17 protein-coding genes are annotated in these 22,664 nt (G+C 28.5%); 3 read left to right on the top strand and 14 right to left on the bottom strand.

Features of this window, described 5'->3' with window-relative positions; genetic code table 11:
• Positions 1-173: 173 nt before the first annotated feature.
• Positions 174-1,034: a 50S ribosomal protein L11 methyltransferase gene (locus GOM42_RS11630; protein WP_087326442.1), complete on the top strand. Its 861-nt coding sequence runs from the start codon at positions 174-176 to the stop codon at positions 1,032-1,034.
• 204 nt (positions 1,035-1,238) lie between these two features.
• Here GOM42_RS11630 and GOM42_RS11635 read toward each other — a convergent pair whose 3' ends face one another.
• The 6 genes from GOM42_RS11635 to GOM42_RS11660 form a co-directional block, all read right to left on the bottom strand.
• Complete coding sequence (locus tag GOM42_RS11635) at positions 1,239-1,754, bottom strand: Gx transporter family protein (protein WP_003482066.1); 516 nt, start codon at positions 1,752-1,754, stop codon at positions 1,239-1,241.
• Positions 1,755-1,771: 17 nt separating this feature from the next.
• Positions 1,772-2,146, bottom strand: a complete 375-nt coding sequence (locus tag GOM42_RS11640) for a NusG domain II-containing protein (RefSeq protein ID WP_003454934.1) — start codon at positions 2,144-2,146, stop codon at positions 1,772-1,774.
• Positions 2,147-3,178, bottom strand: a complete 1,032-nt coding sequence (locus GOM42_RS11645) for an FAD:protein FMN transferase (RefSeq protein WP_110077251.1) — start codon at positions 3,176-3,178, stop codon at positions 2,147-2,149.
• A 170-nt stretch (positions 3,179-3,348) separates the two neighbouring features.
• Positions 3,349-6,594: a hemoblobin-interacting domain-containing protein gene (locus tag GOM42_RS11650; protein WP_110077252.1), complete on the bottom strand. Its 3,246-nt coding sequence runs from the start codon at positions 6,592-6,594 to the stop codon at positions 3,349-3,351.
• A 12-nt stretch (positions 6,595-6,606) separates the two neighbouring features.
• Complete coding sequence (locus GOM42_RS11655; RefSeq protein ID WP_243447917.1) at positions 6,607-7,611, bottom strand: hypothetical protein; 1,005 nt, start codon at positions 7,609-7,611, stop codon at positions 6,607-6,609.
• A gap of 243 nt (positions 7,612-7,854) precedes the next feature.
• Complete coding sequence (locus GOM42_RS11660; RefSeq protein ID WP_003473286.1) at positions 7,855-8,304, bottom strand: GNAT family N-acetyltransferase; 450 nt, start codon at positions 8,302-8,304, stop codon at positions 7,855-7,857.
• Between the two features lie 287 nt (positions 8,305-8,591).
• Here GOM42_RS11660 and GOM42_RS11665 point away from each other — a divergent pair, with 287 nt between their 5' ends.
• Positions 8,592-10,013: an MFS transporter gene (locus GOM42_RS11665; RefSeq protein WP_110077256.1), complete on the top strand. Its 1,422-nt coding sequence runs from the start codon at positions 8,592-8,594 to the stop codon at positions 10,011-10,013.
• A 124-nt stretch (positions 10,014-10,137) separates the two neighbouring features.
• On the opposite strand, the gene GOM42_RS11670 is transcribed toward GOM42_RS11665, so the two are convergent.
• The 8 genes from GOM42_RS11670 to GOM42_RS11705 all read right to left on the bottom strand — a co-directional run bounded on the left by GOM42_RS11670 (position 10,138) and on the right by GOM42_RS11705 (position 21,134).
• Entirely contained in the window at positions 10,138-11,892 is a 1,755-nt protein-coding gene (locus GOM42_RS11670; RefSeq protein ID WP_252597660.1) for a S8 family peptidase, read from the bottom strand.
• Position 11,893: 1 nt separating this feature from the next.
• Complete coding sequence (locus GOM42_RS11675; RefSeq protein ID WP_110034815.1) at positions 11,894-13,504, bottom strand: S8 family peptidase; 1,611 nt, start codon at positions 13,502-13,504, stop codon at positions 11,894-11,896.
• A 457-nt stretch (positions 13,505-13,961) separates the two neighbouring features.
• Entirely contained in the window at positions 13,962-15,317 is a 1,356-nt protein-coding gene (rlmD, locus tag GOM42_RS11680) for a 23S rRNA (uracil(1939)-C(5))-methyltransferase RlmD (protein ID WP_110034814.1), read from the bottom strand.
• Between the two features lie 27 nt (positions 15,318-15,344).
• A complete protein-coding gene (locus tag GOM42_RS11685) occupies positions 15,345-15,794 on the bottom strand; it encodes an RDD family protein (protein WP_003454831.1) in 450 nt (149 codons plus the stop codon).
• A 186-nt stretch (positions 15,795-15,980) separates the two neighbouring features.
• Entirely contained in the window at positions 15,981-17,888 is a 1,908-nt protein-coding gene (gene selB / locus GOM42_RS11690) for a selenocysteine-specific translation elongation factor (RefSeq protein WP_003454944.1), read from the bottom strand.
• The gene (selA, locus tag GOM42_RS11695) at positions 17,889-19,277 is read right to left on the bottom strand and encodes an L-seryl-tRNA(Sec) selenium transferase (RefSeq protein WP_003455025.1); all 1,389 of its coding nucleotides are present in this window, start codon (positions 19,275-19,277) and stop codon (positions 17,889-17,891) included.
• Positions 19,278-19,293: 16 nt separating this feature from the next.
• Positions 19,294-20,325: a selenide, water dikinase SelD gene (gene selD / locus GOM42_RS11700; protein WP_011591056.1), complete on the bottom strand. Its 1,032-nt coding sequence runs from the start codon at positions 20,323-20,325 to the stop codon at positions 19,294-19,296.
• Positions 20,326-20,369: 44 nt separating this feature from the next.
• Complete coding sequence (locus GOM42_RS11705; protein WP_003454885.1) at positions 20,370-21,134, bottom strand: ComEA family DNA-binding protein; 765 nt, start codon at positions 21,132-21,134, stop codon at positions 20,370-20,372.
• Positions 21,135-21,329: 195 nt separating this feature from the next.
• Between GOM42_RS11705 and GOM42_RS11710 the strand changes: the two genes are divergently transcribed.
• Positions 21,330-22,664 (top strand): D-alanyl-D-alanine carboxypeptidase family protein, encoded by a 1,335-nt coding sequence (locus GOM42_RS11710; protein ID WP_003455081.1) that lies wholly within the window; start codon positions 21,330-21,332, stop codon positions 22,662-22,664.

Below are 22,664 nucleotides of genomic sequence, written 5' to 3' on the forward strand. Positions count from 1 at the left end.
TTTTTCTCTCCCTTTTCTTATTTTCTTCAAAATATATTTTAATATTAGTCCCTTTATAAAAGTAAATATTTATTTTATTGAAAGCTTAATCTTAAATAAAACTCCTCACTAATTCTAATATGCTATAATCTTCTTATACATAATTAAAACTTAATATAAGGAGATACATATATATGTTTATAATTACTTATAAAATGCCAAAGGAACTTGTTGATGAAAAAATAGAATTACTTCAAATCAATGATATATTTAATGTTTATTATGAGTCTCCACTAGACATAACAACAGATATGTTTGGATATGGCTATAAAGAAAAGGAAAATGTTATTGTTGATTTAAAAGTAGCCTTTGATGGTAATTTAGAAGACTTTGAAAACTTTAAATCTCAAGTTTCTTCATTACTTAAAGAAACACCGTCTTCAATAGATGAAGTTAAAAATGAATTTGAAGAATTTTATATTGATCCAATTCATTTAAATGATCAATGGGTTTTATGTGCCCCAACTGATAACTTTGAAAATAAAAAAGAAATTTTCTTTACTCCTCAAGGTGCCTTTGGAACTGGATTACATGAAACTACTCAAGACATATTAAAATTCATAGTTGAAGAAGATTTTGAAGGAAAATCTCTTCTTGATTTAGGAACAGGTTCTGGAATACTTTCTATAGCTGCTGGGGTAAAAGGTGCTTCAAAAATAGTAGCTGTAGATATAAGAGATGTGGAAGATGAAGTTCTTTTAAACGCTTCTTTAAATGAACTAGAAAATATAGAAGTAGTAGTTGGAAATGTTCTTCATGAAGAATATAAATTAGATGAAAAATTTGATTGGATATTTATAAATATTGGAGGAGAAGAAACTGCAATGTTTATGGATTTTATTGAAGAACACATAGAAAAGACAGGAAAGCTTCTAGTTTCAGGCTTAGTTGAGTGGAGCTTTGATTGGGTTAAAGAAAAAGTTGAGAATAAAGGCTTTAAATTAAATAAAAAATTCCAAACAAATGAATGGTGTACTGCAATATTCTCAAAATAAAATAACTAAAATTAAGGAAATTAGATAATCTTTTCTTTTACAGAAAATTATCTACTATCTTACTTTATATTGGGCGTGTATCCAAATAACTTTTAATAAAGCTTACAAACAGTATGAAGAGAAACCTAGTAATTCTCTAAATATGTTTGTAAGCTTTATTATATTTTGATACAGCCTCTTTACTAAAAATATGTACTAAACAAACTACAAACTATTTGATATTAATCTATTTATAACTTTATTAGTTATCATATATTTACTTAACATTCCTGTAAATACTCCTGTTATTACTCCACTTAAAATTAAAACTGGTAAATAATATAATACACTTGTTGTTTGAAAAAGAATCATGGCTATAATAATTTGTCCTATGTTATGAGCTATTGCTCCACCTACACTAACAAACCATATTCCCTCTTTCCCAACTATTTTCATTAAAAGGATCATAACTAATAAGCACATTAAGCCACCAGATAAACTATATAATAAACTTACTACTTGTCCAGAAAACATACTTCCTAAAAGTATTCTTATAATAAGAACTGTTGAAGCTTCTCTAATTCCATATAAATATAATACTATCAAGGTTATTATATTAGCCAAGCCAAGCTTAACTCCAGGTATTGGTACCAAAGGAGGAATGTGAAGCTCTATCATAAATATAGTTAAAGCAATGGTGGTTAATATTGATAATCTGACTATTTTATTAATATTATTCATAAATATCCACCTTTCCTTTAATAAGTTTTTGTATCCACTTCATTTTCTTCTCCTCCTTCAATTTTTATTATTAAATTATTTGGAAGACAAGCTATTGGCAAAAGAGAATCATGTATTTCTCCAGTCTCCATACAAACTTTATCATGACAAGTAGCCTCAATTACCCTGACTCCTGTTTTACTAACTTGAAGAATATTATAATGCTCTTCATCCCCTATTTTAATTTCATAACTCTTCTCTACTTCACTTAAATCAATAGATTTTATAAGTTGTCCATCTTTATATATCTTAGCTACTGGATTTTTAACCTTTTTATTATGTATAAAAAAACATAACAAAGTAGATAACAATAAAATTGTAAAAATTATTACCACTTGAACTTTTTTATTCATTTACATCCCCCTAAATCCTTTGTTATCCAAGTTGCTTGTTTCTATGAAGTCCATATTATCTTTTATAAATAATGCCTCTACCCCATCTAATCCTTCAATAAGTTTCTTAGCTTTTTCTGCCCCTAAAATATAAGTAGCTGTTGATAAGGCATCTGCATCTATTCCATTTTTAGTGATTATTGTTGAACTTATAAGTCCCTTTTCAGCTGGATAAGCAGTGCTAGGATCTAATATATGATGATATCTAACTCCATCTTTTATAAAATATCTTTCATAATTTCCTGATGTTACCACAACTTCATCATTAATTTTTACAGAAGCTGAAATCTCATTCTCTTCCTTAGGATTTCTTATTCCTATGCTCCAATTTTCATTGTTTATCTTATTTCCTAAGGCAACAACATTTCCCCCTAAATTAAGTAATGCTGAATTTATTCCTTCTTCCCTTAAAACTTTTCTCATTTCATCTCCAGCATATCCTTTTCCAATGGCTCCTAAATCTAATTTTATATTTTCATTTAAAAATCTTATTTCCTTAGTTTGAGGATTTAATTCTATATTCTTATAGTTTTTTAAATCTTTATACTTATCAATTAAAGTTTTTTCAGGTATATTAGCATGTTCTGTTCCTATTCCCCAAGAATCAATTACATGTCCTATAGTTGGATCCAAAGCTCCATCAGTTAAATTGGCATAATATATAGATTTTTCTATGACATAATATAAATCATCTGATAACTTAACACTTTTATGAAAAGCTTCAGAATTTACCTTGCTAAGCTCACTATTCTCTATATTTACTGACATCATATTCTCAATGTCCTTTGCTCTATTAAAAGCTTTTTCTAAGGCTTCCTTAGCATTATCTCCATATGCTATTCCACTAACTACAGTACCTAAAATCTTTTCTGTTTTTTCATAGGAATTAACTTCTTTATTATTGTTTTCCACTCTTTTTGAATTATCACAAGATATTAATCCCATAGAAAGTATAGAAACTAATAAAATAATAATTGCTCTCTTTTTCAACATATATTTTGACTCCAATAAATATCTCTTAAAATTTAAATACACATTTAGATTAAAAGATGACTTTGATTAAGCAAAATCATCTTTTAAATCTAATTAAGTAAACTTATCTTTAAATAAGTTTATTTTTCTTCATAACCATAACTATTTTTATTAAACTTCCAAAAATATTTCTATTTAACTAAGCTTATCTTTCCATCTTTTATTATAAATGTACATTCTTTATATCCTTTTGATTTAATCTTTATTATGTTTTCATCTTTGTTGAAATTACCAATTCCTATGGCTATAGTACTATCGCTCTCTAATATATTGTAACGCCCTGCACTATCTCCCCAGATTAAAGGTTTTTTCTCATATTCAACATCATTTATATAAACACTCTCTACATTTTTAAGCCATTCATCCTCTCCTAAAAACTTAAGATCGTATTTATCACCAAAAAAGCTTTTAGTTATTGTTGGAATATTACCAGAGAAATCTTTCTCAGCAGACTGTTTATTTTCTTCAATTTCTTTATTTTCTTTTTCTACGTCTTGCTTCTCTGCTTCTTTCTTAGAATCCTCTTCTTTAACTTCCACTTTTTCTTCTACTTCCTTGGCTTCTTCTTTATCTCCGTCCTTATTTTCTACTTTTCCATTCTCTTTTTCTTTAGCATCTTCTTTAGCTTCATCTTTGTTTATTGAGGATTCTTTATTTTCTCCCTTTTGAGCTTCTTCTTTTTCTTTTATTTCTTCTTTACTCTCTCCCTTTTTACTTTCCTCATTTTTAACTGCTTCTTTATTTGTATCTTCACTTTCAACTTTCTTTTCATCCTGAACTAAAGTTATTTTTCCATCCTTAATAATAAATGCATATTCCTTATATCCCTTTGATTTAATCTTAATAATGTTCTCCCCTTCATTATTGAAGCTTTCATATCCTATGGCTAAAGTTTTATCAGCTTCATATATAGCATAACGCTCTTTTGATTCCCACCATGAAAGCCCTGATTTATATGGAACTTCGTTTACTGAAATATCTGTTATATTCTTTAACCATTCTTCTGAATTTAAGAATTTAATATTATATTTCTTTATAAGTATTGATTCTTTGCTTATGCTTATATTGTTAGTAAAATCTATCTCTTTTTCTACGTCTGATTTTTCTTCAATATTAGCACTTTCTTTTTCTTCTTTATCTAATACTATTTGTCCATCCTTAGATATTATAAAAGTAAAATCATTATAACCCTTAGCTTTAACTTTTATTATGTTATCTTCATTTTGTTTAAAGCCTTCATATCCTATTCCTATATTATTATCACTTTTATATACAGCATAACGGTCTTTTGAATCTCCCCATACAAGACCTGACTTATATTCAACTCCATTTACAGAAACACCTATTATATTATTTATCCATTCTCCTGAATTTAAGAATTTAATATCATATTTCTTCATAAATGTTGATTTGCTATCAATTTTTACACTTATTTTAGGTAATTCTTTTTTCTCTTCTATAATCTCAGTTTTTTCATTACTTTTTTCATTACCTTTTGTAATGTTAAATTCCAATTCCTTTTTACCATAATATTTTGAGTCTATTTCTAACTTATAATTTTTATCTTCTTTAAATAAGCCTGATTTAAGTGTTAATTTATTCTCTGAAATTTCATAGTATGTATTTCCAGAACTTCCCCCTTGTTCTTTAGTTAGTAGAAGTTTTCCATCTAACTTTATACTATTGATATTCTTAATAAAGTCTTCACTTAAACCTGTAACTATTACATCTTCCCCTGTTTTATATTCTTTTTCTAATTTTAGGCTTATATCATCTAAGATTTTTTCAAGTTTTATCTCAATAACCTTATCCTTATAACCAGTAGCTGAAATTAAAATTTTTATTTTATCCCCTTTAACAACTTTACTATTTATTATTAATTGATTGTCCTTTATAGAGTATAAACTCTTATCTAATTCTTTTATGCCACCATTTATTGTTATGGATTTTATATTTTTTAAATAATTTGCATCACTACTTTCAAGAATTAAATCCTTATCCATAACTGCACTCTTAACCTCTAAACTTGGAGTTTCTAAACCAAGCACAGTTCTAAAGTTTTGGGCATCACCTAAAAGATTATCCTCTAAAACTTCTTTTACGTTATATGGTCTATTCTTATATTCCTTACTATTTTCATTCTTTATGTATTCATCATAAGTTAGATAATCACCTTTTAAAGCTGCATCCTTCACGGCATTTAGATAATCTCTAAAATCATTTATGTGAGTTCCATCTTCATTCATTACTGCATCCCAAGAAATAGTATTCAACTCAAATCTTTTAGCTATCCCCTCTGATTCCTCTGTTCCAAGACCTAATTCATTTAATATTAAAGCATTTGCAAGTAAATCATGGTTATAAATTAAATTTGTTTGCATTATAATACTTGCACCTGATGTTTCCTCAGAGCCAGAATTATCTGCTCCCTTACTTGAGCCAACACTTGCACTACTTAGGGTATCTACAGATGAAGGCTTAATCTCTTTATTTGTTATCTTTGAAGTTACAGGTTTTATTTTAATATTATCCTTAGAATTATTTTTCTCTGATGCCATAACTTCATTTTTAATTACTTCAAAATCCTTCTCTGCTTTTTTAAATCCATCAGCATATATTTCTAAAGTGTACTTGCCTGGCTCTAAAAGATTTCCTTCTTCAGTATCTACATTTTCAGCATAAACTGTAAGGTACTCTGAAATAACATGATAATCCTTAAACTTAACTAGCTCTTTTCTAATATTGTTATGTGTTAAAAATACTCTATTAACTGGATTTAAAATAGCATAGTTAAAGTTATCAAGCTTAAATCTTACATCCTCTCCTGTTCTAGGATTCATAGGATAAGATACTAAAACCTTAATTGGCTCAGCTTGTACTATGTTAACAGAAATTGAAGCCCAATCTTTTCCTTCTGAATATATTTTTATAGTATGTAATTTATTATTATCTAAAGCCTTTTGATTTCCCTTAATAATAATTTTATTTCCGCTCTTTTCAAATTCTAAGTTTCTCTCTAAACTTGGATTCTTTGTTGCATCCTCAAGAGTTACTTTATTTATTTTTTCAAACCAATCTTTTTGTTCATCAGTTTTTAATTCACATTGAATATTTATTGGTGAATTTAATTCAGCTTCATCCACCTTAAACATAGGAATGTAACTAGCCTTTTCTTCCTCATTATTTAAATTAAATGTAGTTTTTGCAGTGCTAATTCTAAGATTTCCATGCTTATCATAATTTCTTTGATGATAATCCCAAACAGGCATATTAGTAAACGTTAATATTTTACTTGGTGCCGCACTAGCTGTTTTTGAAATTGAACACGCTGATATTGCTATAATAGCTGTTAATATACTTAGTTTTTTCTTATTCATTACCTTCACCCCTTACTTTACAAACTTATAAGTTCCTTCTTCTCCAGTTTTCTTACTTTTAACTTTTATTGTATTGTAGCCTAATTTATCTATTTCCCATTTAACAATTTTTCCACTGTCATCAACATTACTTGGATTTATAGGTTTGTAATTTCCATTATCTAAAACATATAAATCATAATCATTTATAGTTCCTTGATTAAAAGTAACTACTATATACTTAACCCAACCTAAATCAACTAATTTTGTATATTTTTCATTTATAGCTTTTTCTATAAAAGAACCTGATTTTGTACTATTGTTACTAATTAAATCCTTTATACTATTATGTTTTTCTTCTTTAGAGGCACTACTAATAGCATCCTTACCACTATTATTTTCTACTTTACTTACCACTTGATTATTTATGTTATTTTCTTTTGAATTTGTTCCATGATTATTTTCTGAAGCACTACTTACTGTATCTTTTTTCACATTATTTTCATCTGAATTTTTAGAAATAAGCTGATCTTTATTTATAGCTCCATCTGTTTTACTAGAATTATTAGACTTTACAGAAGCACTGCTTATTACATCTTTACTTGAATTATTTTTATTTACTTTGCTAGAACTAGGTTGACTTTGACTTATAGCTTCAAATCTATTTTTAGAAGTATTAGTTTTTATTGAAGCACTACTTATTGCATTTGATTTATCTTTACTTGAAGTTATACCTTTAGAATTTATTTGACTTGAAATTTTTGATTTACTATTATTCTTACTTGATGCACTACTTAAGGCATCTTTTATATTACTATCTGTATTATTTTTAATATCACCGTTTACATCTTCATCATTTTTAGATGCACTGCTAGTTGTATCATCATTAGAATTTTCTTCTTTAGTCATATCTTTATCTTTTTCATTAGCTTCTTCACTATTCTCAGAGGCACTAGAAACAACAGCTTCCTCCATAACACTATTATTTTTCACATTCATTTTTGATTTAGCAGCAAAACCTACAGCAATTAAAACCAAAAATGAGGCTAATCATATAATTATTTTATTTTTATTTGACATGTTTATCCCCCTTAAAATTTTTATAAAATTAATTTGTTCCCCCCTAATTTAATTTTACCTAATTGATAATGATTTTCATTAATATTATATTACACTTTGGAAATATGTCAAGTTTTTTAACTTATTAGAAATTATATGTTAATAAACAAAAAAAATAAGCGTAAATTAGCACTATTGCTAATCTACGCTTATTCGTAATTTCTATATTAAGGGTCTTATCATAACCAAAACTTTATTTTCTATATCTCCTGATTCTACCCTTTCTTCTAACTTGAAGAATCCAACTGACCTATAAAAACTTATTAATTTATCATGTTTACCATCTGCTAATATCTTAACTCTTAAAAGCTTATAACCTTTTTCCTTGTAAAAGGTTGCTACATTATTTATAAGCTCCTCCTCAAATCCCTTCTCTTTATATTCATCTAACATTTTTATGAAATAAATATCTGCTGATTCCTCAGTTAAAGATTTCATTGAAAGAAATCCTATTTCTTTCCCTTTTTCTATATATGCATAAAATGGAATTTGCTCTATTTTCTTTATAATTCTCTCAATAATATTTTTATTGTAAACTTCATTCTCAAAATCACTTATTAAGTTATATGCTAAATCCTTCTTCAACTCTATATTATCAATACTCTTTATCATAGCTTCTCCTCCCATGTTTATAACTATATTACTTTTCTTATATATTACACTAAAATTTATCTTTAAAAAACGATTTTTTACATTAATTCCGAATAAATGTTAATTTTATTTTAAAAACTTATTAATTTTCTATTTATGTTAATTTTTTACTTATCCAATTATTACTTTAATTATTATTCTATATATTTTTTTCTTAATGTATTTTTTATTGTTTTGATTTTTTTATCTATAAAGAGTTATTATTAAATTGAAAATTTAAACAAATTTATAAAATTGGGGGAATTTATATGGAAGCTGGTTTAGTTAATCTAATTACAAGCAAAGATGAAAACTGGGACAAAAGATGGAAGTATAACTGTGCAATGTTTATATTATGTTATATTTTCATGGGGGCTGTCACAGGAATAACTAATGACTCTTATTTATCTTATTTAAACATCACTGTTCCTAATGTAGTTAAAGCACTTCCTACCTATGCATCAATTGGAACCTTCATAATAGCAATGCTTTTACTATTAACTCATAAAGTAGGATTCAAGAAATTAATATTACTTGCACCTATTCTTTCAGTTGTTGGTTTATTGGTTTGTATATATAGCAAAAATGGTTTAATCATAACCTTTGCATATATAGTTGTCAATGTTGGTTTAGGAATGTTTGACTGTATTTATCCTGTAATGTTTACATCATATACTCCTAGAAAAGAAAGAACTAAAATGTTCTCCAGAGTTATGTACTGTAACCTTATTAGCCAATCAATTTTAACATTTTTCAATGGTAAAATTGTTGTTTGGAAATTTGCTAAATCTTTAGGTGTCTCTTATGGTAATGCTTCTGTTTTATCAGAAAATCAAGATGCCTTAAGTTCTGTTCAATTAATGGCATATTCAGATTCATATAAATTTGTACTTTGGATTGCAATAGCCTTAACAGTAATAGCTTCAGTCTTTCTATTATTCTTAAAAGAAAAAAGTGAAGATTATAGAGAAACTCCTGAAGAAATTCAAGCTAGAAAAGGAGAAAAAGCCTTTGACTTCAAATTATTCGCTAATAAATATGTTATCTTATGGATTCTTATATTTGGAATAGTAAGATTTGGTGCTTTATTGGTAACACCATTCTTCCCAATTTATTTAAATAATTTCTTACATATAAGCAGAGGTACTGTATCATCTATCATAACATTCCAAACAGTATCTATGGTAATCGGTTACTTCTGTACCCCTTACCTAGAAAAAAAATTTGGTTCAATAGTAACCATAGCCGCAACTACTATACTTTGTGTACCACTTATGTTATTAATGGCTAACGGTGCTATGTTTGGAAGTAATGTTGCTATGATAGTAGGTATAATACTATTTTTAAGATCTGGTATAGCAAATGTTTCTGCTCCAATACAAAGTTCTTTACCATTAACCTTTGTTCCTAAAAATTTAGTTTCAGCTTATAATTCACTTATATTAGTTGTTAATTCACTTATAGGAATTGTAGCTGGTATCTATACAAGATATTCTTTATTAAAGACAGAATCTGGTTATGGAAAAGCTTACTATATAGCAGGTGCTCTTTATCTAATATCTAGTATATTACTTCTTATAGTATTTACTAAAAAATATAATAGAGCTAATAATGATTCTGAGGTAATTGAAGCTGATGCCGAAACAGCTGTATCCTCTGTAGATGATAGTATAGAAGAAACTTTAAAATAATTATAAATTAAATACTCTGATTAAACATATGATTTATGAATAAGTTTAATCAGAGTATTTTTTATTTTTCCTATCTAATCTAATATAATAAGTTTTCAAAATATATTTTATATAATAAAGTAAATTAATTAGTAAGATTAAACATATTAAATATATCAACTATTCCATATCCCCACTCTGGATTTGGATAAGTATCCCCTTTTCTCTTTCTTGTACCTCTTGCAATAAAAGCTTTTAAAGTTTGAGAGAACATATAGGGATAATTTCCTTCAACAATTCCCCATTGAAAAAGTAAAACACAAATTCCAGCTACTATAGCTGCTGCAACACTTGTACCATTTGCTAAAGTTGTCTTATTATCTGGTGCAACAGTAAGTGCATCTACTCCTCCTGCTGCCACATCTATTATATCAATATAATTATCCTGAAATCCTCTCCCTGAATAATTTAACTGTGTATTATTTAATTGATTATATGCAGCTACTGTTATTACTGATGAGCTAGTACCTGGGACAGTTACTGTTCCATATGGGTCAGAAGGTATCATCTTAGTTGTAGCTTTACTTACTCCCCTTGGAGGCAACCAAATATCATATCTTCCCTCTATTTCCTTTAACCCTCTAAATTTAAAACTCCATGTTCCAGCTTGAACATTGTCTAGTATAACTAATATGAGAGAATCTTCATAAATTTCTTCAGGTACATAATAACTTACTAACACTGTAGTACGCTCAATTGTAAAATCATACCTATCTCCTTTTCCAAAAAAAGGTTGAATTATTCCTGTTGTTCCTCCAGTAGGTGAAACTATTTCTATGGAAGCAATACTAGGTATTTGTACCCAAACTTCAATAATAATCTTTTTTTGATTTTCATCTATATTAAATTCATGGGTAGTTACTTGACCATCAGGTTTTATAGTTCCTGATCCGTGTAATAATGCAGTTCCTTCATTTCCAGCACCGGTAACTAAAGCAATTCCTCTATTTATCAATATAGAATCTAAAAATTCTTCTAACATACTTGTTCCTTTATGACTTCCTCTATTAGTTCCCAAAGGTAAATATATAATCATACTTTGATATCCCTTTAAAAAATATGAATATAAATATTGTATTCCTGTAAATATCTCAGTTATATTATAAATAGGTATGTTTATTTCATACTCTTTTTTATAATAAAGTGACTGTGCAAGCTTTACAACTAAGAACTTACAATCTGGTGCAACCCCCTTTAACCTAGGATTTTTTCCTGATGATCCAATTATTCCTGCCATTGATGTTCCATGACCCACTTCATCTTTTGATGGAACTATTGTATATGGATCTCCTCCTTCTCTACTAAGTCTTATTGCTCTATTTATATCTTCTTCTGAATAAAAAGTTCCATAAGGTAAATTATCATTACTTGAACTCTCACTTGAAATTGTTTGATCCCAAATTCCTAAAATTCTTGTATTACCATCTGAATCCATAAACTCTTCGTTTAAATAATCTATTCCAGTATCTAAAATTCCAACAATAACCCCTCTACCTGTTAGATTAAAGTATGATTGTATTTGAACATATTCAACATTTGCTGCCTCTAAAGGGCTTATTTCCTGAAGTACATATCCTTCTGGATTTTTTATATAAGTAATGCTATCTATTTCTACATCTCTTCCATTTTCTTTTTTATATTTAATCATAGATATATCATTTTCATATTCCTGTAAGTTTTTATCAATAGTTATTATGGCATATCTATTATTAATTAAGGTTGCATATATTCCATCTTCACCACTAAACTCTCCTATAATATCACCTTGATACTGAACTAAATAATTTAAATAATTTTCATTATTAAATACGTTCTCTGGAGCTGAAGACTTAAATTCCATTTTATTCCCCTCCATAATAAAAATCAGAAGGCACGCTAACTAACATCCTTCCACAATAATACTCAGTATAATCTTCATTAACCTTAGCACTTCTATAAGGTGCTAAAGGAACCGCTATTATATTTTTAAATATTTCATATAAATCTAAATATCCATATCCAGTATATTCATTAGGATATGTTTGCCCAGGAATTCTAGTAGCACCATATATTAAATAGCTTCTTAACTTACTAGAATTCATTGTTCTATCATTTCCATTTATAATTCCCCATTGAAATAATAAGGCACATACCCCTACAATTATTGCCGTTGCTGGAGAACTCCCTGACATTCTTCCAACTCTACCCCCAGGAAACATGGTCAAAATATCCTTACCTGCAGTGGTTATATCTGGATTTATCCATCCATTAATATTAAAACCTTTTCCAGACTCTGCTAATAAAGATTGAGTTTGACTATTATAATAGGCTACACTTATTATATATCTAGCAGTAGATGGAACCATAAGGGTATTTAATGGATTAGGGCTAAGAAATTTTGTATTTTCAGGCAATAAAGAGCTTGGAGCTAACCATACATCATATCTTCCATTAGTTATATAATCTCCTCTTAACTCAAAAGTCCATATTCCAGGCTTAATATCTTTAAAATCTATATAAATAAGTTCATTTCCTGTAAAGGTATCAGGAACATAATAGTTAATATTAACACTGGTATCCGTTAATATAAATTTAAATGATCTCTCTAGAGAAATTTTAGCATCTATAAATGACGATTCTTCTCCACTAGGAGATTTTATATTTAAGGATACTATATTAGGTCTTTGAATCCAGAAAGCTAAGTTAAAATTTTTTATTTCTCTCGGTATTGATAATTCAACTTTTTCAACACTATTTTCAAGTTCTATAACTCCAGATGCATGTCCTTGTGCACTTCCCTCATTTCCAACTCCAGCAACTACAGCAACTCCTCTTATTGAGCCAATTGTAGTTAAATATCTAGAAAAAAGTCCTCTTCCATCATGACTTGCTTCAGTGCATCCTATTGCTAAACAAATTACTAGTGGTCTCTTAAGACTAAATGCATAATTTTTAAGATATTCTATTCCAGCTATAATTTCAGCTTCATTATAAACTGGAACATCCTCTATTCCATTTTCTCTAAATGCTTTTTCATAGCTAAGTGAAGTTAATAGTTTTACAATAGCAAAATCACAATTAGGTGCAATACCTTTAATATTCCTATTATATCCACGGGCTCCTATTATGCTAGCTAGTTTAGTTCCATGTCCTATCTCATCTCTACTATCAACAATATCATATGGATCTCCTCCATCTGCCTTACTTTTAATAGCATTATTTATGTCTTCATTAGTAAATATGGACCCTACATAAACTGAATCATTAGGTTTTTTAGTACTCTTTTGGTCCCAAATAGTAAGTATTCTAGAGGTATCATCTTCTCTCATAAATTCCTTATTAAGATAATCTATTCCCGTATCAACTATTCCAACTATGACTCCGCTTCCATCAAGTCCTAAATAAGGATTATTTACAATTGTGGAGATATTATCAGTTTCTTGTGGAGATACCTCCTGTAAAACATAAGGCACTCTTGTCTGTATATAAAGAATTGATGGAACATCTTTTCTTAGTTGTTTTAAATACTGTGGTGGTGTTGAAACAACACCTAAGGTATCAGTAATCGCGTCTCCACATGCATAAGGAATTTTTTCTAACTCTTCTTTTAAATTTCCTCTATATTCAACTAAATAATCTGGAGAATCTTCACTTAAAAAGTTTGGACATTGTACTGATTCTATGGCTCCTCACCTCTTAAAATTAACTCTTATTTTAATTTACTCTATAATTTAAATAATGTTACAAATAACTCTTTTCTCTCTGCCTAATCCTTTATAAAAAACCTATAAATTTTACATTAAACTTTAAATTCAAATTACTATATAAAAATATTTCTGCAAACAAAAAATTGCCACCAATGAACTTTTATATAGTTAAATTGGTGGCAATTTATTTATCAAATCATTCTATTTATGCTTATAAAATAATTTATTTCTTATTTAATTTTACAACTGTCTCTACGTGAGGAGTGTTAGGGAACATATCCATAAGTAAAGTTTTTTCTATTTCATATCCCTTAGCTTCTAAAACTTTTAAGTCAGTTACTAGAGTTTTTGGATTACATGAAACATATATTATTTGTGGAGCATTAAATTTTATAACGTAGTCTAATGCCTTTGGATGTACCCCACTTCTTGGTGGATCTAAAATTATTATATCTGGTTTATCCTTAACTGTTTTTATAACCTCAGCTACATCTCCAGCTATAAAGTTACAATTATTTAATCCATTTAATTTTGCATTCTCATTAGCTGCCATAGCTGCCTCTTCTATAAGTTCAATTCCAATAACCTTAGAAGCTTTTCCTGCTGCTATTTGACCTATTGTTCCTGTTCCGCAATAAAGATCAAATACTACTTTATTGTCAGCAGCCCCCATAAAATCTCTCACTATGCTATATAGCTTTTCAGCTCCTAGTGAGTTTGTTTGGAAGAATGAGAATGGAGATATTTTAAAGTTTAATCCTAAAAGATTTTCTGTTATAAAATCATCACCATATAGAATGTTTACTTTCTCTGGTATAACAGCCTCTGATAAAGCATCACTTTCTGTATGTATTATTGATTTTAATTTTCCTTTTAAGTTTAATCCTTTTATAAGCTCAGAAAACTCTGTTAAATCAAAATCTATTTGAGTTGTAGTAACTAAATTCACAAGAATTTCTTCTGTCTTAACACTTTTTCTTACTACTAGGTATCTTAAATACCCTGTTCTAGGCATTATTTTATAGAAAGGTAATCCTTTTTCTCTGAAATATTTAACTGTTGTATCTAGTATATTTCTAAAATCTTCATCAACTAATACACACTTATCAACATTTACTATTCCAAAAGATTTTCCCTTCATATGCATTCCAAGGGTAAGTTCTCCACCTTTTTCTTCGTCTCCAAAAGTGTATTCCATCTTATTTCTATATTCCCATTGAATTGGACTAGTTTCTATACCTAAAAACTCTCCTGTTGGAACCTCAGCCTCTTTAAATAAATCTTTAACTTGTTCAACCTTAAGCTCTAATTGTTTCTCATAAGGAATTGTTTGAGAAGAACATCCTCCACATACTCCAAAGTGTGGACACTTTTGGTCTTCCTCATAACTAGCTTTTTCTCTTACTTCAGAAACTCTAATTTCTGCATACTCTTTTCTTTTTTTAGTTACTCTACCAAAGACTTTTTGTCCTGGGAAAGTATTTTTAGCATAAACTTTTAATCCATCTACAAAGCCGAATCCTTTAGCAGGGAACTCTATTCCCTCTACTAATAATTCTATTTCATTACCTTTTCTCATTAGTTGTCTCCCTTACTAATAAATTATTTATTTTCTAAAAACTTTTTCACCTAATGTTAATTTGAACTTTCTACCTTCCATTATAGCTCTGTAAAGTATGTTCATAATAACAAATATTACAAAATAAAAAGGAATTCTTCCTTCTAAAGATATCTTATAGCCAAAAGGTCTCATTAGCAAATCTACTATAAAGAAGGCTGCTAAAGATAATAATAATACTACTGTTTGATCTATAATTCCTTCTAATATTCTTTTAAAGAAAGAAGTCTCTTTCTCACCTTTTTCACCAATATCTTTTTTGTCTTTATCTTGTTTATTCATAAATTCCTCATCAATAGCCATAGTATTGGTATCTAATGATATACTCTCTAATACCGCTGCTTCTTTTTCATATGAGTCCATTTTCTCATTTGTTACTGATGTTTCATCACTTTTTAAAGCATTTTCTTGCTCTTTAGTGAATTTGTTATCGTCCATAATATCCTCCTAAAAGCATTAAATATTATTCTGAAATACATTAATTAAATATACTATATTTATTATCTTATGTAAATCAAATCTATTTAATTATAGTGTATTATTATGGCAAAACTATTACATTTTAATTATGAATATAAGAAAGAGAAGCTTATAAGACCAAACTTCCCTTTTAGAACTCTCTATTTAATTTAAAACTCTCTTATCTTCTACCCTTTTAGTTATTTCTTCATTATCTAAATACTCTAAAATTGCTACTAAATACTTTCTAGAAACACCTAAAAGCTCCTTAGTTTCTCCTAAAGTAATAGAACCATTTTTATTTAGCCATTCTATTATTTTTTCTTTAACACCTTGTAATACCTCTTTGTGCATTACAACCTCTTCTGGAAGTTTAATTAAAGTGCCCTCTTCAATTAAAAGGTTATATATTTTTATATATTCCTTTTCTAACTTTTTATCTTCAATGAGCTCTTTTATCTTTGGAGAAACTATTCCACTTTCTAAATAAGCTTTTAATATTTTTTCCCTAATCCCCTTTTGAGCTTTTGTTAGTTTTATCTCAAAATCCTTTAGTGAAATTATATTAATCCCTTCCTTTATTATCTCTTTTTCCTTCATAAGTTCTAAGAAACTTTGGAATATTTTTTGCTTAATCTTATTTGAAAAACTCTTACTTCTAAGTTCTTCTTTATTCATCCCTACTTTTAATGGATTTTCTTCATGGAATCTTCTTAGAATTTCATAAATTTCTTCACTCTTTTTAGTGAAAAATTTATTATGAATAAATACTTTTGATTTACCATTATCTATTCCTATAATTTTCTTATCCTCACAAAGCTTTTCCAATATAAAATCTATATTTTCTATATTTCTTCCTAATCCTTTTATAACCTCTTGTGAATTTGGGAAGGTTTCACTTAAAGATAGTACTACATTTTCAACTATGTCCTCTATGCTTCCTTTTTCCATAAGCTTTAGTTCATTTAAATAATCCTCTTTAAACCTTTTAGCTTTTTTTGCTACGGGATTTATTATTTTACCTCCACCTAAGGTTGTCATAGGAGAATAATTTCTTATAACTAAGTTATCACCCTTTTGAGCACATATTTCACTTTCTAGTCTTAACTGTATATATGCCTCTTCACCAGGCTTTACCTCTTCTTTATCAAGTAGGACTATTCTTCCAAATATCTCTGATGTACCATGATATATTCTTACTCTCTGTCTATTAACTAAGTTTTTTTCATTAGACTTTAAGTATCTAAACTTACAATCTACCATGTAAGATGGCTGAATGGTATTAGAAGTACACACAACCATTCCTCTAGTTACTTCCTCTTTAGTAACTCCTGATAAGTTTAATGCACATCTTTGACCAGCTTCCCCCATTTCAACATTCTCATCATGAACTTGAATATTTCTAACTCTAGCTTCTATTCCACTTGGATTAATTTGGACTAAATCGCCTAATTTTACACTTCCACTTAATATAGTTCCTGTAGCTACTGTTCCAAATCCACTTACTGAAAAGCTTCTATCAACAGCTAGTCTAAAATGGCCTTCCTTATCCTTTTGCTCTATTTCTTCTACTGCACTATCTATCTCAGTTATTAATTCATCAATTCCTTCTTTAGTTTTAGAAGAAACCTCTATCATGGTTGCATCTTTAAAACTAGTTGATTTTAAATAATTCTTTATATCTTCTTTTATCATTTCTGCCCATTCTTCATCAACTAAATCCCTTTTAGTTAAAGCAACTATACACTTTTTAACTTCTAAAAGTTCTAATATTTCTAAATGTTCCTTTGTTTGAGGCATTATTCCTTCATCTAGGGCAATAATTAGAAGAACTACATCTAGTGATGTAGCTCCTGCTAACATATTTTTGATGAATTTTTCATGCCCTGGAACATCTATTATGCCTGCTCTTTTTCCTGAAGGCAAATCAAAGAAAGTAAACCCTAAGTTAATTGATATACCTCTTTTCTTTTCTTCATCAAGCTTATCAGTTTCCCTACCTGTTAAAGCCTTTATAAGAGTTGTTTTACCATGATCTATATGCCCTGATGTTCCTATAATCACATGTTTCATCTATTTTTCACCTATTTCCTTTAAAGCATTAAATATGACTTCATAATCATCTTCTAAGATTGTTCTAAGATCTATATAAACTGCCCCTTTATAAACTCTAGTTATTATAGGTATTTTATATTCTCTTAGCTCTCTTTCTAAATTAACTTCATTTATGCTATCTGAATCTATTCTAAGTAAATAAGTACTTAATTTACTATCTGGCATTGAACCTCCACCAACTGTTGATTCACCTTCTTCTATAGAAAATTTATAGAACTTATTTAATCTTTCTAAATTCTTATAAAGTCTATTAGCTCTTTCTTTTATTTCCTTTAAATCTAAAGTCATCATATGAAGAGTTGGTATTTTTTCAATTGCCTCTTTTTCATTTAAATAATGTTTTAAAGTAATTTCTAAAGCAGCTAAAGTAAATTTATCAACTCTTAGAGCTCTAGTTAATTGATTCCTTTTTATTTTATCTATGAATTTCTTTTTACCTACAATAATCCCAGCCTGCGCTCCACCAAGCATCTTATCTCCAGAAAATGTTACAACATCTACTCCATCTTCTAAACTTTCTATTACTGTAGGCTCTTTTTCTAATCCATATTTGCTTAAATCAATTAAAACACCACTTCCAATGTCCTCTATTACAGGTATATCCTTTTCCCTTGCTAAGTTACATATCTCATTAGCACTTACACTCTTAGTAAAACCTACTATTTTAAAGTTTGAGCTATGAACTTTTAGAAAGGCTCCAGTTTCTTCTGTTATGGCATCCTCATAATCATATAAATGTGTTCTATTAGTTGTTCCCACTTCTACAAGCTTAGCTCTTGAAAAATTCATAACTTCTGGAATTCTAAAAGAGCCCCCTATTTCTACAAGTTCCCCTCTAGAAACAATTACCTCTTTATTTTCACAAAGAGAATTTAATACAAGCATTATGGCCGCTGCATTATTATTTACCACTAAGGCTGCCTCAGCTCCTGTAATATCTTTTATGATACCTTCTATAAGGGAGTATCTAGATCCTCTTTCTCCCTTTTCTAAATCATACTCTAGATTGCTATAGCTTGAAGCGGCTAAAGCAACTGCTTCAGTGGCCTCTTTGCTTAACAAAGATCTTCCTAAATTAGTATGAATAACAACACCTGTTCCATTAATAACCCTTTTTAAATTTCTTTCTCTTTTTTTAAGTAATCTATGCTCACATTTACTCTTAGCTTCTTCCTTAGTTAAGGCATAATCTACCTCTTCATTTAGAATAGCTTTCCTATTTTCATTGATTATATCTCTTAAAGCACTTACAACTGTTTCTCTCCCATTTTCATTTAAAAAGTCCTCATTAAAAATACCAAGTATTTCATCTATCTTAGGCAAAGCTCTAAGAAGTTCTTTTGTCATGTTATCCTCCTAAAAATTACTCTACTACTATATATGCATCATTGAAATCTTCAACACGTCCTATAACAGCACTTTCTACCTCTAACTTTTCTAATCTAGTTAGTATGTCTATGTAATCTTTCTCTTTACAACTGATTAATAATCCACCTGATGTTTGAGGATCAAATAATATATCTTCCATCCAACTTTCAACATTATTTAGAAGATATTTTCCTTCTAAGTATCTTTTATTCTCATAACACCCAGCTGGTATTAATCCCATACTAGCATATTCTTTAGCTTCTTTAATAAATGGAATTGCATCTTTAAAGATTCTAAAGGTTTTTTTAGATGGTTCTGCCATTTCATATGCATGCCCTATTAGTGAAAATCCTGTTATATCCGTACATGATGTTATATTATAGTCAGTTATTATTTCACCTGCATACTTATTTAAATATGCCATTACTTTTACTGCTTTTTCATAAGCTTCCTTAGAAGCTATCTTAGCCTTAATAGCTGTATTTATTATTCCAAGACCAATTGGTTTAGTTAATATTAAAATATCACCTGTCTCTGATCCATAGTTTTTAAGAACTTTATCTGGGTGAACAATTCCTGTAACAGATAAACCATATTTAGGTTCATCATCTTGAACGGTATGTCCTCCAACTATTACAGCTCCAGCCTCTAATACCTTATCTGCTCCCCCTCTTAATATTTCACCTAATATATTCATATTTAAGCAATTAGGAAAACAAACTATATTTAATGCCACTATAGGCTTTCCTCCCATGGCATAAACATCACTTAAGGAGTTTGCTGCAGCTATCTGTCCAAAGGTATATGGATCATCTACTATTGGAGTAAAGAAATCTAATGTTTGTATTGTTGCCATTTCATCATTTAATTTATATACTGCCGCATCATCAGATGTATCTATTCCAACAATCAAATTTTTATCATTCATCTTTGGTAATTTACTTAAAATTTCTGAAAGAGCCCCCGGCCCTATTTTGGCTGCTCAGCCAGAAGTCTTTGATAGCTCAGTTAGTCTTTTTTCTATCATAAAACTCCACCTCTTTTCTAAATAATAATATTCATTATATCATATTACTTTATAGAAATTTTATCTTTTATCTTCTCTAATGTTTTTTCTCCTATACCACTTACATTTGTAATATCATCAACACTTTTAAATCCGCCAATTTCATCTCTATAATCTATTATGGCCTGTGCCTTACTTTCTCCTATTCCATTTAAGGTCATAAGTGTTTCTTTAGAGGCAGTATTTATATTTATAATTGAACTTTCATTTTTCTCACCTTTGTCACCTGATGAATTAGCAGGAATACTATTAGCAACTTCAGTATTTAAACTTTCATTTAAATTTGCCTCTTCACTTTCAACATCATTTATATTTTTAATCACTATACATTGTCCGTCACTTAAATATAAAGCTCTATTTATATTACTTAAATCTGCTTCATCAGTTGGTCCTCCTGCTTCTTCTATAAGCTCATAAATTCTACTTCCATTTTTTAATTCATAGACATTAGGCTTTTTTACCTCGCCCTTAATCTCTACAACTATTTTTTCTTCACCTAAGCTAGTTTCTTTTTCTTCTTTTTCACTTTCTATATCACTAACTTTTTCTTCTTTAATATTATTACTCTCTTCTTTCTTCGAATCTGATTCTTTTTCATTAAACTTTTCTAATTCATTATTCTCTTCTGATTCCTCTATATCTAAAAATAGTTTTTCCATATCACTATCACTTATTTTTTTATCATTTGTCTTTGAGTAACCAATAAATAAAAACAAAATGGCTATTATAGCAATTATTAAACTACCTATAATTTTTTCTTTTCTCTTCATGAACCCTCCATATTATATAATTCTTTAAGGTTTATTAAAAAATTAAAGTTTCAAAGCAATAAATTCTAATATTTCTTTAACATTATTGACAATTTCTCCATTTTTGAGTACCAAATTAATACAAATTTATAGAAAATATACTCTATTATTGTTATAATAATTATTGCAATTAAAATTAAAAATTTTGGAGGCTCTATGAGTATAAAGTTTAAGAATTTAAAAATAAAACTTAATTTTATAATATCTATGGCTTTTATCTTCTCTTTAATTTTAAGTACTAATGTTTTTGCTGAAAGTAATGTACCGGAAATTAAAGGTGAAGGAATGGTTCTTATGGATGGGACTACAGGGGAGGTTTTAGCTGAAAAAAATGCTAATGAAAAACTTGCTCCTGCATCTACTACTAAAACTATGACAGCTTTACTTACAGTAGAAAAAGCTAACTTAAATGATGTTGTTACTATAGGAAAGAATCCTCCTTTAGCTGAAGGAACCCGTGTTGGTCTTCAAGAAGGAGATAAATATACAGTTGAAGAATTGCTTAATGCATTATTAATACAATCAGCTAATGATGCTGCTGTAGCTTTAGCTGAACATATTTCTGGCTCTGAAGAAAAGTTTGCAAAGCTTATGAATGAGCGTGCAGAAGAATTAGGAGCTAAAAATACTCACTTTGTTAATGCTAGTGGACTTTTTGAGGATGATCATATGACTACCCCTTATGATCTAGCTCTAATAATGAATGTAGCTTCAAAAAATCCAATAATTGATGAAATTACAAAAAAAACAGTTTATGAAATGCCTAAAAGCATTGTAAGTGGAGAACCTATATGGGCAAATAATAATAATCAACTTATTCACCAAACAAGCCCATATTATAATAAAGATATTTTTTGTAACAAAACAGGATATACAACTAAATCAAGGCATACATTTACTTGTGCAGCTAAAAGGGGTGATAGAAAATTAATCCTTACCCTACTAGGTTATGACACTAAGGATCAATACTATGAAGATACAAAAAATCTTTTAGATTATGGCTTTGATAATTTTTCTTTAGTTAAATTATATTCTAAAAATGATGTTGTAAAAGAATATTACATTGATGATAAGAACACCTTATCTTTAGTAGTTCCTGAAGATATTTATAAAACATTTAAGAACTCTGAAATAGAGAACTTATCTACAGATGAAATAAAGAAAAATTTAAACATAGACTTTTCAGTAAAAGCAACTAAACCTATATCTAGGGGTACTGACATATTAAAAGATACTGATTCTTTTACTGGAACACTTATGATTGGAAATACTCCTTATAAAACCTTAAATCTTTTAAATAGTAATGATATAACTTATACAAGTTTTGAAAAACTTATGTTTAAATTAAAGGGTTTTAGTGGATTTTACATAGCTTTAGGTGTTATAGGTTTAATATTTTTAATAATCTTAATACTATTTATGATTAGACTTATATCAACTATAAAAAGAATAAGAAATAGAAAAAAACGTAATTCATATTTTTATAATTAA

It is taken from the genome of Clostridium sp. 16K-1-R1, assembly GCF_023921145.1.
GTDB classification, from domain to species: domain Bacteria; phylum Bacillota; class Clostridia; order Clostridiales; family Clostridiaceae; genus Sarcina; species Sarcina perfringens.

What these genes read in the sequence shown, in the direction of transcription:
- rlmD (WP_110034814.1), bottom strand. Translation starts at nt 15,317, where the DNA reads ATGAGAAAAGGTAATGAAATAGAATTATTAGTAGAGGGAATAGAGTTC.
- GOM42_RS11650 (WP_110077252.1), bottom strand. Translation starts at nt 6,594, where the DNA reads ATGAATAAGAAAAAACTAAGTATATTAACAGCTATTATAGCAATATCA.
- GOM42_RS11635 (WP_003482066.1), bottom strand. Translation starts at nt 1,754, where the DNA reads ATGAATAATATTAATAAAATAGTCAGATTATCAATATTAACCACCATT.
- GOM42_RS11665 (WP_110077256.1), top strand. Translation starts at nt 8,592, where the DNA reads ATGGAAGCTGGTTTAGTTAATCTAATTACAAGCAAAGATGAAAACTGG.
- GOM42_RS11640 (WP_003454934.1), bottom strand. Translation starts at nt 2,146, where the DNA reads ATGAATAAAAAAGTTCAAGTGGTAATAATTTTTACAATTTTATTGTTA.
- GOM42_RS11660 (WP_003473286.1), bottom strand. Translation starts at nt 8,304, where the DNA reads ATGATAAAGAGTATTGATAATATAGAGTTGAAGAAGGATTTAGCATAT.
- GOM42_RS11670 (WP_252597660.1), bottom strand. Translation starts at nt 11,892, where the DNA reads ATGGAATTTAAGTCTTCAGCTCCAGAGAACGTATTTAATAATGAAAAT.
- GOM42_RS11645 (WP_110077251.1), bottom strand. Translation starts at nt 3,178, where the DNA reads ATGTTGAAAAAGAGAGCAATTATTATTTTATTAGTTTCTATACTTTCT.
- GOM42_RS11630 (WP_087326442.1), top strand. Translation starts at nt 174, where the DNA reads ATGTTTATAATTACTTATAAAATGCCAAAGGAACTTGTTGATGAAAAA.
- GOM42_RS11685 (WP_003454831.1), bottom strand. Translation starts at nt 15,794, where the DNA reads ATGGACGATAACAAATTCACTAAAGAGCAAGAAAATGCTTTAAAAAGT.
- selB (WP_003454944.1), bottom strand. Translation starts at nt 17,888, where the DNA reads ATGAAACATGTGATTATAGGAACATCAGGGCATATAGATCATGGTAAA.
- GOM42_RS11705 (WP_003454885.1), bottom strand. Translation starts at nt 21,134, where the DNA reads ATGAAGAGAAAAGAAAAAATTATAGGTAGTTTAATAATTGCTATAATA.
- selA (WP_003455025.1), bottom strand. Translation starts at nt 19,277, where the DNA reads ATGACAAAAGAACTTCTTAGAGCTTTGCCTAAGATAGATGAAATACTT.
- GOM42_RS11710 (WP_003455081.1), top strand. Translation starts at nt 21,330, where the DNA reads ATGAGTATAAAGTTTAAGAATTTAAAAATAAAACTTAATTTTATAATA.